The following is a 14,051-nucleotide window of genomic DNA, read 5'->3' as shown; positions in this document are numbered from 1 at the left end:
TCCTTTTTGATCGCTTGTACTCAACATAATGTGAGAAATATGTAAAAAAAGCTTTGATTTGAAATTTTTAATTGTATCTTGCATACGTTTATATTTGGAATCAATATTTGTTCATTAATTTATGTTGTTTTTCTTTTATATACCAAATTTTTATTAATTTTTTAATTTATTTAAAATGAACATTTTTGTTTCAAACATCAATTACGCAACTAAAGAGTATGAGTTGCACGATCTATTCGCAGAATTTGGAGATGTATCATCAGCTAAAATCGTTACAGACAGAGAAACTGGTCGTTCCAGAGGTTTCGGTTTCGTAGAGATGGGTGATGAAGAAGGAAAGCAAGCTATTGAAGCTCTTAACCAAAAAGAATTCAACGGAAAAACTCTAAACGTATCTGAAGCTAAACCAAGAGAAGAAAAACCAAGAAGAAGCTTCGATAACAACAGAGGTGGAGGTTATGGTAACAACAACAATAGAGGCGGAGGCTATGGTAACAACCGTGGCGGAGGCGGAAATCGTTGGTAAAAATATGAAGCGGCTTTTAAGCCGCTTTTTTTATGGAAATTTAATTTCCAGTAAATCATTTAATTATAATTTTGTGGTGAGATGTTGTGGTATTTTATAACAAATCCGGTGTTCCTGTATGGGAAGCAAAGACAACCAGCAGAGGAGTAAGAGCAATTTTCCAGGAAGATGGTAATCTGGTAGTGTATACACGTGGAAATGGCGTTGCCTTCAGTTCAAATACAGATGGTAAAGGAGCAAACAAGTTATCCGTTCAGGATGACGGAAATCTTGTGATCTACGGAAGAAACTCTCCGCTTTGGAGTTCCGGAACGAACAGATAAATTATACAACTCAGATAAATAAAAGAGACTATCCAGAAGGTAGTCTCTTTTTTATTGGAACGCTTATTTTAATTTTATAAGAATGTAAACGTTTTCGTAATAAATATCGGCAGTGTTATTTTCAGAGTATTTTTCCTTTGTGATCTCATTGAAAATAAGTTTAACGTGATACTTGCCTAAGTCAGATTCCATCGCAATTTCAGGAAGTTTTACGTTTCCTGTTTTGTTTTTATTTTCCTCAAATAGTTTAATGATCTGTGGTCCGAAATCTACTTCTTCCTGATCATTTAAACTTAGTTTTAATGAGGATTTTTTTGTCAGTTGGTCTGTAAGCTCAAACTGGTCATTATTCAGTTGTTGTGGATCTCTGCTATAACGATGGAAAGAAATTAAATATTGATAATTCCCGATTTCTACAGCCTTTTCTTCACGAACAAGAACGAGTCTGTTCATTTCGTACGCCCTGTTTTTTACAGTGACATTCACATCTGAAAACTTATTCTGAATACTGTAATTGATGCTGTAAAAGGAACCTTTTTCAATATTTTCTGACAATTCAGCCTGATCTTTTTCATTCAGTAAACCCGATAGGAATGCTCCTTGTTTTCTTTCAGCCAGAAATTCAAATTTATTGGCAATTTCAGTACGGATTGTATCTGTAACCTTTTTCTGGAAATTAATCTTGCCGGCACTGATCAGTTGATGTTGTTTTAAGATATTCATTAATTCCGTTTTCTGACTTCTTTTAGCCACGCTAAAAGCATTAAGGTAAGGGAAAATCAATGCAAAAACACCAAATAAAAATAAGCTGACAGGAAAGAATTTTATGGTGGCTTTTTTGTTGAAAATAAAGTAGACAACTATGCTTGACAGCCATAAAGCAAGCAGGAGAACAAAGTACCTTGGTTCTGTATAGCCATATTCTAAAATTCTGGTAAAAATTGCAGTGAAAAGCAGAACAATCAAAGGTAGTATTGTATAATAGAACGCTTTTGAGAATATCCTGACCCAGGATTTTGCGTTTTCTTGTTTCAGAGGATGTACAAGAAGCAATGCTAGAATTCCCACGATGCTGTACGCTAAAACAAGATAAGAAACCCAGCCTCTCGGAAGCTGCCAGTTGATGACTATTTTAACAGAATAGAAATAAAGGATCGTTACATAGAGCAGGAGTAAAGGAATTAAAATAAACTGAGTGAAAAACTTCAGAACAACAGGATAGGTACCATCTTTTTCAAGGTTGTTTAAGCCTTTATCATTAAATAAAAGGAATATAAAACTACTCCCGAAAATAGCGAGAACAAAGAAAGTATCTCTGTAAATTCTGTCATGAAAGTTAAAATCAAAAAGTTTATCAATGGCCAGAATTGCCAATTCAACGCCACCAGTCAAAACCCCTGTAAATACGGCAGTAAGAAAGATATTGATAAAAAGATTTTTGTTGTACTGCCAGAACCTGAGCTCTCTGTCTCTCTCCAGAAACGGAATAAATGATACGAGTAAATGGGAGAGAAGAGCGGTAACAGCAATAACATAAGTATGCACTTCTGTAAAACTTTCCTTTCTGTCAGGGAGAATACAATAAAAACCGATGAGAAAGATAACGCCGGATACGTGCAGTAATAATTCTTTTCCGATTCTTTGTGACAGCATTTTTAATGCAAACATCAGGGAAATTCCCAAGCAGGCACAAATGGTAAATTTGATATAAGAAGTGATTTCAAAGCGATCTGTTTCCGCAATACATATGGCACCGGCAGAAGCTAATAAAGCCATTACCAAAACCATTGGATATCGGAAAATGGCTTCATTGGCCCGGCTTAGAGTTTCCTGGAATTTTGTTTTCATGATTTGGTGTTTTTTGAATTTAAATTAATCTTTTTTCTTTTTCTTCTTTTTGTCCTTGTCCTTGTCTTTCTCTTTTTCCTTTCCTTTGGTTTTCTTTTCTTTTTTGGGATTCAGGATTTCTTCAGCTACTTCGAACTTAGGTTCTTCAATTTTTGCCGGCTTTATTTCGATTTTAAGATCAAAATAGCCTTTCATATCTTCCTGGGAAATTAATTTTTCACTTAATAAAAGCTCCAGAATTTCTTTCCCTGAATGATTAAAAAAGTTGTGTGAAAGCTCTTTTAACAGGAATTTTTTATACTCTTCTAAAGGAACAAGCACGCTGTATTTGAAGATTCTCCCTTCTTTTACAGTGGACAGATAGCCTTTTTCAACTAATATTTTCAAATAAGTGGAAACCGTATTCTGGTGTGGTTTCGGTTCCGGATGCTGCTCCATAACGTCCTTTAGATAGAAAGATTCCATTTTCCAAAACAGCTTCATAAAGTTTTCTTCTGCGGCAGTAAGATGATTTATTTTCATAGAGTATTCTAATGTTGAAATTGAATATTGCAATAAAGATAGATAAAAGATACCAGAAAAGCTATTCCAGCCCCCATAAATACTTCTTTTACGGTATGTCTTTTTAAAATGATACGGGTGATTCCGACCAAAACAGCAATTCCCAGCCACACCAGACCCATTTTCCAGTCAAGTGAGAAAAATAATGCTGCTACAAATACATTAAATGCTGTATGCATCGAGCTTTTTATAAAAAGATTGCTGATCTGCAGGGCGAAAAGCAGTACCAGAATAAACAGCATGACAAGATCAATATATCCGTTTCTGATATAATTAAAAAGAAGATAAACAATGACACAAACTGCAATAAATATATACAGGCTTTTCCTTTGAACACGGTTGGAGACATCCATATTGGTGTATCTTCCCGTTTTTACATTCCATACCAGCCATACAACAACCGGAATAATGATCATTAATAATACAGGCAGAAAATACAGCATAGAATCCTTAAGAGAATATTCCCTGATGCTCATGTAGGTAAAGAAAATGATCAGAGAGACCAAAGGATTAAAAAAATCAGAAATGACTTTTGAAATTTTGTGTAATAATGAAGACTGCTTTTCTTCCATAATCAAGTTTAAAAACCAAATATACTATTATAACCTCAAAAAACAAGGGGAAGAAGCCGATGGAAGTTGGTGGATAAATTGAGAAAATAATTCATTATTATAGGTTTTGATGTACTAACTTTTTTTACTTTTTAGATTAATATTAAATTTTGCAGGAAATGTTTTATTTTTAATTGATCAGTTTAATCATTATCATGAAACACCTATTCACATTCGTATTGGTTATCTTAGGATTTTTTACTTTCGGACAAAAGGTTTCCACGGAAAATATTTCTTCGCCGCCTGTACATCAATTAAGAATTTATGAAATTCCTAAAGAGAACAAGCAGGTTTTTCTGGACCGCTTCAGAGATCATGCTCTGAGAATAATGAAAAAATATGGATTTACCATTGTATCGATCTGGGAATCGGAATTTAAAGATAAGACAGAATTCGTTTATTTGCTTGAATGGAAAGATGAAGCTACTATGAAAACCGCTTGGGAAGGATTTATGGCAGATCAGGAATGGAAGGAGATTAAAGCCCGGACAGCCAGTCAATATGGCAATTTTGTTAATGAAATTGAAGACAGAACGCTCAAACTTACCGGTTTTTCTCCGGAAAAAAAGCTGTTGAAATAACCAAAAGGTATATTAACAATAATTAAAGGGGAAGAAAATAGAGAGTGAAGCATAATCATTTCCCTGTATTTTTGTCTTGATTCTAATTTTGGAAAAGCCACATTAACAGGCTGATTGCTTAGCTGTCATGATAAGAAAATGATCAATAAAAGGTTGCCTTATGAGAGTTTCAAAGGCTCGAAAATTAAGAATAATCCGTCCGGCCTGCAAGTAGATTTTACAGAAAAATCGAAAAGTTATCTATGTATAGAATAAAAACAAAGTTTTTTTCATAATTTTGCTCAACTATTTCATCATAAAAAAGCAAGAGCTAACACATGAAAGAATTTTCTAAAGAGGTATACCTGAAGTGGTATGAAGATATGACAATGTGGAGAAGGTTTGAAGACAAATGCCGTTCTCTTTACCTAAAACAAAAGATCAGAGGATTTTTACATTTGTATAACGGTCAGGAAGCTATCCCTGCCGGATTTACACATGCAATGGATCTTACAAAGGACAGTATGATTACTGCTTACAGATGTCACATCCATCCAATGGCGATGGGCGTGGATCCTAAAAGAATCATGGCAGAACTTTGTGGTAAAGCTACTGGTACATCCGGAGGTATGGGTGGATCTATGCACATTTTCAGTAAAGAACACCGTTTTTACGGAGGACATGGTATCGTTGGAGGACAAATTCCTTTAGGTGCAGGTATTGCTTTTGCTGATAAATATTTCGACAGAAAAGCTGTAAACATCTGTTTCTTTGGAGATGGTGCTGCAAGACAAGGTTCTTTACATGAAACTTTCAATATGGCAATGAACTGGAAACTTCCGGTAGTATTTGTTGTGGAAAACAACCAATATGCAATGGGAACTTCTGTAAAAAGAACAGCCAACCACGAAGATATCTATAAATTAGGTTTAGGATACGAAATGCCTTGCCTTGCTGTAGATGCAATGGATCCTGAGAAGGTAGCAGAAGCTGCTTACGAAGCTATTGAAAGAGCAAGAAGAGGAGACGGACCTACATTTATTGAAGCAAGAACTTACCGTTACAGAGGGCACTCAATGTCTGATGCTGAGCCATACAGATCTAAAGAAGAAGTAGCTCTCCATAAAAATGATGACCCGATCGAATTGATAAAACATAGAATTTTAGAAAACGGATGGGCTACAGAAACAGAATTGGAAGCTATCGATAACAAATCCAGAGATTTTGTTGAAGAGTGTATCGAATTTATGGAAAACTCTCCGTATCCTGATGCAGAAAAAATCTATGAGTATGTATATGCTCAGGAAGACTATCCATTCCTAGACAAATTAGAAAACTAAAAAATAAAAATTTATTTGAAATTTGAAGTTTGAAATTTCTGAAATCTCAAATCTCAAATCTCGAATCTCAAATCAATATAGATTATGGCAGAAGTAATTACGATGCCCCGCCTGTCCGACACAATGACGGAAGGTAAGGTGGCCAAATGGCATAAAAAAGTAGGAGATAAAGTAAAAGAAGGAGATATTTTAGCTGAAATTGAAACTGATAAAGCAGTTCAAGATTTCGAATCTGAAATAGAAGGGACTCTTTTATACGTAGGTGTAGAAGAAGGATCTGCTGCTGCTGTAGACTCTGTTTTAGCTATTATCGGGAATGAAGGAGAAGATATTTCAGGATTGACAGGTGGGGCTGCTGTTCCCGCTGCTGCAACTGAAGAAAAAAAATCAGAAGAACAGCCTAAAGCAGAAACTGCTGCGCCTGCTGCTGCAGAAGTTCCGGCAGGAGTTGAAATTATTACAATGCCAAGACTTTCTGATACAATGACAGAAGGTAAGGTGGCTAAATGGCACAAAAATGTAGGTGATACAGTAAAGGAAGGAGATCTTCTTGCTGAGATCGAAACAGATAAAGCGGTACAGGATTTCGAATCTGAATTCAATGGAGTACTATTGAAGCAAGGTGTAGAAGAAGGAGGTGCTGCTCCGGTTGATTCCGTATTGGCAATCATTGGCCCTGCAGGAACAGATGTTTCCGCTGTAGGAGCTCCAAAAGCTGCGGGTCAGTCAACTGAAAAACCAGCTGAACAAAAAGCAGAAACTAAAACAGAAGAAAAAGCTGCTCCTGCTGCCAATTCTTCATCTTCTGACAGAGTGGCAATCTCTCCACTGGCTAAGAAAATGGCTCAGGATAAAGGAGTTGACATCAACAGTGTTCAGGGTTCTGGTGAAAACGGAAGAATCGTTAAAAAAGATATTGAAAACTATCAGCCAGCTGTAAAACCAGCTGCTTCAGCTCCTGTAGCAAGCGCTGCTCCTGTTGCAGTAAGCTTTGTACAGGGTGAAGATACAGAAACTCCAAACTCTCAGGTAAGAAATATTATTGCAAAACGTCTTTCTGAAAGTAAATTCTCTGCCCCTCACTACTACCTGATGGTTGAGATCAATATGGATAAAGCAATTGAGGCCAGAAAAGAAATCAATTCTTTACCGGATACCAAGATCTCTTTCAACGATATGATCATTAAAGCCACTGCAATTGCTTTAAGAAAACACCCTCAGGTAAATTCAAGCTGGGCAGGTGATAAGATCATCCACAGAGGAAATATCAATATTGGTGTAGCAGTAGCTATTCCGGACGGATTGGTAGTTCCTGTATTGAAACATACAGATCAGATGACCTATACTCAGATTTCAGCAGCTGTAAAGGATATGGCATCAAGAGCTAAGAGTAAAGGTCTTAAAGCTAACGAAATGGAAGGTTCTACATTCTCTATTTCCAACTTAGGAATGTTTGGAATTGAAACTTTCACAAGTATCATCAATCAGCCAAACTCTGCAATCCTTTCAGTAGGAGCGATTATCGAGAAGCCTATCGTTAAAGATGGTCAGATCGTAGTTGGAAACACTATGAAACTTTCATTAGCTTGTGACCACAGAGTAGTAGACGGTGCTACAGGTGCTCAGTTCCTACAGACATTAAGAACATATTTAGAAAGTCCATTAACATTGTTACTGTAATTTTCTGAATTGAAAATATTGAAACCTCCCGGACTGGGAGGTTTTTTTGTTTTTTTGGGTAAATGGGAATGATGACGAATGACAAACCTATAAGGTTTCAAAAACCTTATAGGTTTAGAAAAAGCTTCTGGTACAAATATTTTTATAAAAAATAAGACTGTAATAATTTAAAAAATTAATAGAAAAGAACTGTATAAGTAGATTGCCGGAATCTAAACACTCAAAAAGTAAAATAAAATACAAACCGCTTCAAAAAGCGGTTTTTTATTTGCAGGCAATTCACTATTTTTGAATCATGATTAAAGCAAGAAATATCCATAAATCTTATGGGAATTTAGAGGTACTGAAAGGAGTTGATATTCATATCAAAACAGGAGAAGTGGTTTCTATTGTAGGAGAATCAGGAGCAGGTAAATCTACACTGCTGCAGATTTTAGGAACACTGGATCATCCCACCCAGTCCGGTAAATACGATACTGAAATTGAAATAGCAGGTGAATCATTTATCAATATGAATGATAAGCAGCTTTCAAAATTCAGAAATCAGAATATCGGTTTCGTATTTCAGTTTCATCAGCTTCTTCCGGAGTTTACCGCGTTGGAAAACGTATTGCTTCCGACAAAAATAGCAGGAGCCAACGAAAGAGAAGCTATCGAAAAGGCTTATGCTTTATTTGAAGATCTGAAGATAGAGCAAAGACTGAATCATAAACCCAACCAACTTTCTGGTGGAGAAGCGCAAAGAGTAGCGGTGGCAAGGGCTTTAATCAATTCACCGAAAATCATTTTTGCAGATGAGCCTACAGGTAACCTTGATTCCAAGAATGCGGATGATCTTCACAGATTGTTTTTTGATCTTAGAGACAAATATAACCAGACTTTTGTCATTGTAACCCATAACCCTAATCTTGCAGAAATTACAGACCGTAAGCTTGTTATGAAAGATGGAATGATCATAGAATAGCAGTATAAAAACCGCATGATGAAACACCTTATTTTTCTTTTCTTAATGGTAATTTCCTGTTCAAAAGCTGAATCCCAGCAGTTGAACTCATTAGGTATTCCTCAGATAAGGATTTCGGAGATTAAAAATTACATTAAAGGAAAAGAATACAATCAGGAACTGGCTGTTTTTATCAACTTTAAAATCCCTTCAGGAAAGTATCGCTATTTTATTTATAACCTGAAAAACAATACAATCGTACAGCAGGCTATAGTCTCCCATGGTTCAGGTTCAGTGACTCCAAAGTCAGATGCTTTAAAATTCAGTAATATTGAAGGATCTTATCAGTCATCCCTTGGAAAATATGCTATTGGAGAAAGTTATGTAGGAAAATTTGGTAAAGCGTATCGGCTGACAGGTCTGGATTCTACCAACAGTAATGCTATGCAGAGAGCCATTGTTCTTCATTCTTACGGATGTATTCCTGATACTGAATCCCGGAATTCTGCATGTTTAAGTTTAGGCTGTCCTATGCTTTCGGTAAATGCTTTTAAAGAGACGTCAAAATATATTGATCAGTCGAAGAATCCGATCATTTTATATGCATTCTATTAACTTATAATTCCTTTTCCATGGCTATAAAATTTCTTGCAGAAGATGACAGACCCAGAGAAAAGTTTTTGCAGAAAGGCAAGAGCTCACTTTCTGATTCTGAGCTGTTAGCAATTATTATGGGAAGTGGAAACAGGGATGAGAATGCTGTAGAGCTTGCAAGAAAAATTCTGAATTCTGTCAATAACAACTGGCATCAGTTAAGTTTGCTATCCGTTAAAGACCTGATGAAATTCAAGGGAATTGGTGCTACAAAGGCTATTTCAATCATTACGGCCTTAGAGATCGGAAAGAGGAGAGCTGTTCAGGAAATTCCTGAAAAAACAATGATTGGAAACAGTCACGATGCCTATGTCATTCTCAGAAACCAGCTTTCTGATCTGAGAACAGAAGAATTCTGGGCGATTTTCCTTAACAACAGCAATAAAGTGATTCATGTTTCCCAGCTTACCCAGGGAGGAATCAGTCAGTCTATTGTAGATGTAAGAACTCTTTATAAAGCCGCACTGGATCATTTTTCAACCGGCATTATCATTGCCCACAATCACCCTTCCGGAAGCTTAAAACCAAGCCGGGAAGATATCAACATTACACAGAAAATAAAAGAAGCAGGAAATACATTAAGTATCCAGCTTTTAGACCATATTATTGTCACGCAGGATGCTTATTTTAGTTTCTCGGACGCAGGATTATTATGATTAGAAGATTAAAATACCATGAAATTGACTTTGTGAAATATGCTCAGTGTTTAGAAAATTCCGAACAAAGAAAATATTCTGCTGCAAAGCATTTTTTAGATACTACTTCTACAATGCCCTGGGAAATTCTTGTTTATAAAGATTACGAAGCAGTAATGCCTGTTCCTTTTGTAAGAAAATACGGGATGAAAATCGTGCACAACCCTAAGCTTTGTCAGCAGCTTGGTGTTTTTTCCGTTAAAGATGATGTGGATCTTAATGAGGCTTTTCTGGAATATCTGGAAAAAAATTATATGATAAGGGCATATCCTTTCAATGATGTCAATCAGCTTCGTACAAAGATCAGAATCAAGAAGAATTTTTTACTGTATCCTGATGCTTATGAGAAGGTATATACAAGATATTCACCCAAAAGAAAAAGAAAACTTCGGTTAGATGAAGCTGTTTTAAAAGAATCAGAAATTAAAACAATCACTTACGATAAAGCTAAAGCTTTTATTGAAGCGAATACCATCGGGTTGAGCAAAGAAAATGATCTTGGAGAATTCATGAGGATCTTTGAAAGTTTTCATCATCTTGGTTACCTCAAATTTACGGCATTTTACTATCAGCATAAGATTATCAATGTAATTGCTACCTATACGGACTGTGATATGGTAGCGCTTTTAGGAAATTTTAATGATAAAGACTATGTCAGATTATCGGGAGCATCCGTATTGATTGATCATGTCATTAAAGAGAATATTGAAACTCATATATTTGATTTTGAAGGAGGAGAACTCCCTAATATTGAGGAATTTTTCCGCGGATTCCGGCCGGAATTAAGGCCTTACGGAATTATTGAGAATTCAAAAAAGAACCTTTTCAAAAAGTTAGGGTATCTTATATTGAGAGGAAAGCCATTTTTATGATGAAAAGCATTGTTTAGATTGGTTCTAATTAAGTAATATTCCGTAACTTTATAAAACCCTTAGTAAAACAGTTATGTTACAACAGATTCGTCAGTACAAATTATCATACATGCTTTATAACTTGTTTAAAAAGAATAAATTAAAGCATAATATTCCATTATATAAAAAATACGGAATCAATAAGAACTATTTTTCAAGTATTTCAAGCAAGGATTTTGCTCACCTTCCAGCCAGCGAAAGAACACTGGATTATACAAAATTGAAGGAAACGTCTTTTTTTAAGAAGCTTTCTGAAGAAAATAAAGAAAGTGCTCTTCAGTATGATGAGAATGGGTATATGATTCTGAGAAATTTCCTTAGTCCGGAAACAGCAGATCAAATCAATACTGAAATTGATAAATTGATGAAGGACGGGACTTTGAAATTTATTTACGGAGGAAAGCTGATGTTTGCAATCCATCATTCAGAAATCATTAAAAATATTGGAAGTGATAAAGAACTGTTAGACTTTTTATCTGTTTTACTGGACGGAAAATCCAAGCTTTTCCAAAGTATCAACTTCATCAACGGCAGCCAGCAGAAAACCCATTCTGACAGTATCCATATGACCACTTATCCATTGGGAGGACTGCTCGGAGTATGGATTGCCCTGGAAGATGTAGACGAAAGTAACGGAGCGCTTCATTATATTCCTAAAAGTCATAAGCTTCCTTATTTCCTGAATTCCGATTATGATAATGAAGGCACAGCCCTGAAAATAGGAAAGAAAAGCTACAGAGCCTATGAAACCTTTCTGGAAGATAAAGTAAAAGAATTAGGTTTACAGAAAGAAATTTTTAAAGCCAAAAAAGGAGATCTACTGATCTGGCATGCCAATATTCTTCATGGCGGAGAACCTCACACGGATAAGAACAGAACGAGGAAAAGTCTTGTCTATCATTTTTTTGATGAAAATAGTGTCTGTTATCATGAAGTGACACAGAGGCCGGCACTGTTTGAACTTTAGGGAACTTTCATAAAAACTTTCTTTAGGCATTTTAAATGATAGTTTTTTTACATTTGTATCCTTAATATCAGTGTATGGAAAAAAAGAAGAATATTCTTGTTTTTATATTTTCAATCTATGTATGCATGATGTCATACTACCTGTATACCCATCATTACTACAATACTGATATGGAGGCCTATATGGGACTGATCTATAAAACGGAATATCCTGAAATGAAAATTGAGGAAATTCATCAGAAGGTATATGACGAACTGAGAGAAAAAAATCCTGATTTCGCGGGACTTGGTCCTGTTAATCCAATGGCTGAGGAAGTGGCAAAAGGGGAGAGTACTTACTATAAAATTATCTCACAAAATCCTAAAGCCTACGAGGAAGAGCTGCAACTTTTTGTGGTGAAACCTTTTTATAATTTTATCAGCTGGTCATTATTTAAATTAGGTTTCAGTGCTTCTGCTTCCATCTCCCTGATTTCAGTTATCTCTTATGCATTAATTCTGGTTCTGATTTTCAGCTTTTTGATAAAAATTCTGAGAAATTATCCTCTTGCCTTTATCCTTACTGTTTTAATTTCATTGTTCAAGCCTTTGCCGGAATCGGCCCGGCATGTTTCAGCAGATTCCTTATCATGCCTGCTGCTTCTTTTGAGCTTTTATGTGTTTTTAGTGAGAAAAAATTTCTTTTTCGCAGGCATATTGGCTATGCTGTGTGTGCTTACAAGACCGGAATATTTTATATTTTATTCATTCCTGTACGCCCTTATTTATTTTTATAGGAATAACTTTCAGATTACAACAGGTTCATTACTGGTATCATACGGATATATATTTCTTTCCTTCTTTTTAATACAGGCTTTTAATCGGGTTTCGTGGTCTGCACTTTTTATGAATCAGTTTACCAAAGTTCAGATTTATCCTGTGTCGGGGCCTGATCCGTTTTCCTTTGCAGATTATATTCACTTTATTAAAAGTAATGTAATGTTGGAGTTCAATTCTTCCTACTTTCCGATCTTATTGATTTTTATTGTAATTATTTTAGCCAATCGTTTCTCGTTTTACAATAAAAAGAACCAGGCTCAGCTCTTGTTTTTTGCTGTTATTTACACAACTGTCATGCTGAGATTTCTGGTTTTTCCGTCTCTGGTAAACAGGATGATGCTTGGCTTTTATCTTATAATTATCCTTGCATTGGTCTATATACAAATTTCTAAAGTGGATATCTTTAAAAACTCTTTAGAAGACGGAAAATAATTAGTAATTTTGCAGTCTAAAATTATGACGAGTCTATCAGGATATTTACCCTATGCATTTGCATTGATTATTGCAATTCCTTTTCTGGTTTTGCTCAGACAATTTGTACACTCATATATTACTCTTAAGAACCAGGAAATCAAATTACTTAGTGTGAAATCCAATTCAGAGAACAAAGCACATTCCTATGAAAGAATGACCTTGTTTCTGGACAGAATGAAGCCTTCCAACCTTATACAGAGGTTCGACAGGGGACTGGCCGTTCATGAGTTTATTTTCCTGACTGAAAAGGCGATCAATGAAGAATTTGAATACAACTCTTCACAGCAGTTATACATTACAAAAAACTCCTGGAAGAATATCGTAGACTCAAAAAATGCAATTATAGAACTGCTTCATAAAACTTATGACGGGTTGAAAGGAGAGGTTCAGCTGGATGAATTCAAAACGATTTTCATCATGAACTATATGGAAGGCAACGACTATATTGCTGAAACTATTGAAGATTTAAGAAAAGAAATTTTAATAATAACTTAAAAATTAACAGATAAATAATGATTCCAAATTTTAAAGCACATCCATGGCACGGAATTTCTGCAGGAGAAGATGCGCCAAATGTTGTAAACGTATTTGTGGAAATTGTTCCTTCAGATACTATTAAATATGAAGTAGATAAAGAAACAGGATATTTAAAGGTAGACAGACCGCAGAAATTCTCTAACATTATCCCTGCTTTATATGGTTTTGTTCCTAGAACTTACTGCCACAATGAAGTAATGAAACTTGCTATAGAGGCTGGAGCTGATGATGTAACGATGGGAGATCATGACCCGCTTGATATCTGTGTTTTAAGTTCTCACAACATCCATGCAGGAGGTTTATTGATGGAAGCTATTCCAATCGGTGGTTTCAAAATGATCGACGGTGGTGAAGCAGATGATAAAATTGTTGCTGTAATGATCAATGACCACGCCTTCGGACACTTCAGAGATATTTCTGAATTACCGGAAGCTGAAGTGAAAAGATTAATGCACTACTTCCTTACCTATAAAAACTTACCGGATGAGCCTGCAAAATGCAGAATCCAGGAAGTTTACGGAGCTGAGCACGCAAGAAAAGTGATCAAAGCTTCTCAGGCGGATTACGCAGAAAAATTCGGAGGATAAAATTTTCTTCCCAACA

The 14,051-nt window shown here is 35.6% G+C and carries 16 protein-coding genes; 13 read left to right on the top strand and 3 right to left on the bottom strand.

Going from position 1 to position 14,051, the window contains the following annotated elements; all coding sequences use genetic code 11:
- Positions 1-175: 175 nt before the first annotated feature.
- Together rbp and AC5YGI_RS07910 are read left to right on the top strand one after the other, a co-directional pair.
- A complete protein-coding gene (gene rbp, locus AC5YGI_RS07915; protein WP_034696719.1) occupies positions 176-526 on the top strand; it encodes an RNA-binding regulator in 351 nt (116 codons plus the stop codon).
- An 86-nt stretch (positions 527-612) separates the two neighbouring features.
- Entirely contained in the window at positions 613-849 is a 237-nt protein-coding gene (locus AC5YGI_RS07910; RefSeq protein ID WP_330746192.1) for a hypothetical protein, read from the top strand.
- Positions 850-912: 63 nt separating this feature from the next.
- Here AC5YGI_RS07910 and AC5YGI_RS07905 read toward each other — a convergent pair whose 3' ends face one another.
- From AC5YGI_RS07905 to AC5YGI_RS07895, 3 genes are read right to left on the bottom strand one after another with little or no spacing between them, the layout of a single operon-like run.
- Positions 913-2,697, bottom strand: coding sequence for a DUF4153 domain-containing protein (locus AC5YGI_RS07905; RefSeq protein ID WP_496167959.1), 1,785 nt, complete (start codon positions 2,695-2,697; stop codon positions 913-915).
- 24 nt (positions 2,698-2,721) lie between these two features.
- The gene (locus AC5YGI_RS07900; RefSeq protein WP_110008685.1) at positions 2,722-3,219 is read right to left on the bottom strand and encodes a BlaI/MecI/CopY family transcriptional regulator; all 498 of its coding nucleotides are present in this window, start codon (positions 3,217-3,219) and stop codon (positions 2,722-2,724) included.
- A gap of 8 nt (positions 3,220-3,227) precedes the next feature.
- Positions 3,228-3,830 carry a phosphatase PAP2 family protein gene (locus tag AC5YGI_RS07895; RefSeq protein ID WP_110008686.1) on the bottom strand — a complete coding sequence of 201 codons (603 nt, stop codon included), beginning with the start codon at positions 3,828-3,830 and terminating at the stop codon, positions 3,228-3,230.
- Positions 3,831-4,024: 194 nt separating this feature from the next.
- Here AC5YGI_RS07895 and AC5YGI_RS07890 point away from each other — a divergent pair, with 194 nt between their 5' ends.
- From AC5YGI_RS07890 to AC5YGI_RS07840, 11 genes are all read left to right on the top strand, one after another.
- On the top strand, positions 4,025-4,450 hold the full coding sequence (locus tag AC5YGI_RS07890; protein ID WP_330746194.1) for an NIPSNAP family protein: 426 nt from the start codon (positions 4,025-4,027) through the stop codon (positions 4,448-4,450).
- Between the two features lie 317 nt (positions 4,451-4,767).
- A complete protein-coding gene (pdhA, locus tag AC5YGI_RS07885; RefSeq protein ID WP_110008687.1) occupies positions 4,768-5,769 on the top strand; it encodes a pyruvate dehydrogenase (acetyl-transferring) E1 component subunit alpha in 1,002 nt (333 codons plus the stop codon).
- A gap of 84 nt (positions 5,770-5,853) precedes the next feature.
- On the top strand, positions 5,854-7,449 hold the full coding sequence (locus AC5YGI_RS07880) for a dihydrolipoyl dehydrogenase family protein (RefSeq protein WP_496167957.1): 1,596 nt from the start codon (positions 5,854-5,856) through the stop codon (positions 7,447-7,449).
- Positions 7,450-7,744: 295 nt separating this feature from the next.
- Positions 7,745-8,413 (top strand): ABC transporter ATP-binding protein, encoded by a 669-nt coding sequence (locus tag AC5YGI_RS07875; protein WP_002979895.1) that lies wholly within the window; start codon positions 7,745-7,747, stop codon positions 8,411-8,413.
- Positions 8,414-8,428: 15 nt separating this feature from the next.
- Entirely contained in the window at positions 8,429-9,007 is a 579-nt protein-coding gene (locus tag AC5YGI_RS07870) for a murein L,D-transpeptidase catalytic domain-containing protein (protein WP_330746196.1), read from the top strand.
- A 17-nt stretch (positions 9,008-9,024) separates the two neighbouring features.
- The gene (gene radC / locus AC5YGI_RS07865; protein WP_330746197.1) at positions 9,025-9,702 is read left to right on the top strand and encodes a RadC family protein; all 678 of its coding nucleotides are present in this window, start codon (positions 9,025-9,027) and stop codon (positions 9,700-9,702) included.
- Positions 9,699-10,613: a hypothetical protein gene (locus tag AC5YGI_RS07860; RefSeq protein WP_330746198.1), complete on the top strand. Its 915-nt coding sequence runs from the start codon at positions 9,699-9,701 to the stop codon at positions 10,611-10,613. The genes radC and AC5YGI_RS07860 overlap by 4 nt, the downstream gene beginning before the upstream one ends.
- A 73-nt stretch (positions 10,614-10,686) precedes the next feature.
- Entirely contained in the window at positions 10,687-11,619 is a 933-nt protein-coding gene (locus AC5YGI_RS07855; RefSeq protein WP_330746199.1) for a phytanoyl-CoA dioxygenase family protein, read from the top strand.
- A 74-nt stretch (positions 11,620-11,693) separates the two neighbouring features.
- Positions 11,694-12,869, top strand: coding sequence for a hypothetical protein (locus tag AC5YGI_RS07850; RefSeq protein WP_496167956.1), 1,176 nt, complete (start codon positions 11,694-11,696; stop codon positions 12,867-12,869).
- A 24-nt stretch (positions 12,870-12,893) separates the two neighbouring features.
- Positions 12,894-13,406 (top strand): DUF7935 family protein, encoded by a 513-nt coding sequence (locus AC5YGI_RS07845; RefSeq protein ID WP_137903997.1) that lies wholly within the window; start codon positions 12,894-12,896, stop codon positions 13,404-13,406.
- Between the two features lie 17 nt (positions 13,407-13,423).
- Complete coding sequence (locus tag AC5YGI_RS07840) at positions 13,424-14,035, top strand: inorganic pyrophosphatase (RefSeq protein ID WP_047495607.1); 612 nt, start codon at positions 13,424-13,426, stop codon at positions 14,033-14,035.
- The last annotated feature ends 16 nt before the right edge of the window (positions 14,036-14,051 follow it).

Source organism: Chryseobacterium sp. CS3K3.1 (assembly GCF_059515165.1).
The sequence above is the reverse complement of the archived record's forward strand: the minus strand, read 5'-3'. Positions and strand labels throughout refer to the sequence as shown.

Coding starts and splice junctions, on each gene's coding strand:
- AC5YGI_RS07895 (WP_110008686.1), bottom strand. CDS start 3,830: ATGGAAGAAAAGCAGTCTTCATTATTACACAAAATTTCAAAAGTCATT.
- AC5YGI_RS07870 (WP_330746196.1), top strand. CDS start 8,429: ATGATGAAACACCTTATTTTTCTTTTCTTAATGGTAATTTCCTGTTCA.
- radC (WP_330746197.1), top strand. CDS start 9,025: ATGGCTATAAAATTTCTTGCAGAAGATGACAGACCCAGAGAAAAGTTT.
- AC5YGI_RS07845 (WP_137903997.1), top strand. CDS start 12,894: ATGACGAGTCTATCAGGATATTTACCCTATGCATTTGCATTGATTATT.
- AC5YGI_RS07850 (WP_496167956.1), top strand. CDS start 11,694: ATGGAAAAAAAGAAGAATATTCTTGTTTTTATATTTTCAATCTATGTA.
- AC5YGI_RS07900 (WP_110008685.1), bottom strand. CDS start 3,219: ATGAAAATAAATCATCTTACTGCCGCAGAAGAAAACTTTATGAAGCTG.
- pdhA (WP_110008687.1), top strand. CDS start 4,768: ATGAAAGAATTTTCTAAAGAGGTATACCTGAAGTGGTATGAAGATATG.
- AC5YGI_RS07840 (WP_047495607.1), top strand. CDS start 13,424: ATGATTCCAAATTTTAAAGCACATCCATGGCACGGAATTTCTGCAGGA.
- AC5YGI_RS07855 (WP_330746199.1), top strand. CDS start 10,687: ATGTTACAACAGATTCGTCAGTACAAATTATCATACATGCTTTATAAC.
- AC5YGI_RS07890 (WP_330746194.1), top strand. CDS start 4,025: ATGAAACACCTATTCACATTCGTATTGGTTATCTTAGGATTTTTTACT.
- AC5YGI_RS07880 (WP_496167957.1), top strand. CDS start 5,854: ATGGCAGAAGTAATTACGATGCCCCGCCTGTCCGACACAATGACGGAA.
- AC5YGI_RS07875 (WP_002979895.1), top strand. CDS start 7,745: ATGATTAAAGCAAGAAATATCCATAAATCTTATGGGAATTTAGAGGTA.
- rbp (WP_034696719.1), top strand. CDS start 176: ATGAACATTTTTGTTTCAAACATCAATTACGCAACTAAAGAGTATGAG.
- AC5YGI_RS07860 (WP_330746198.1), top strand. CDS start 9,699: ATGATTAGAAGATTAAAATACCATGAAATTGACTTTGTGAAATATGCT.
- AC5YGI_RS07905 (WP_496167959.1), bottom strand. CDS start 2,697: ATGAAAACAAAATTCCAGGAAACTCTAAGCCGGGCCAATGAAGCCATT.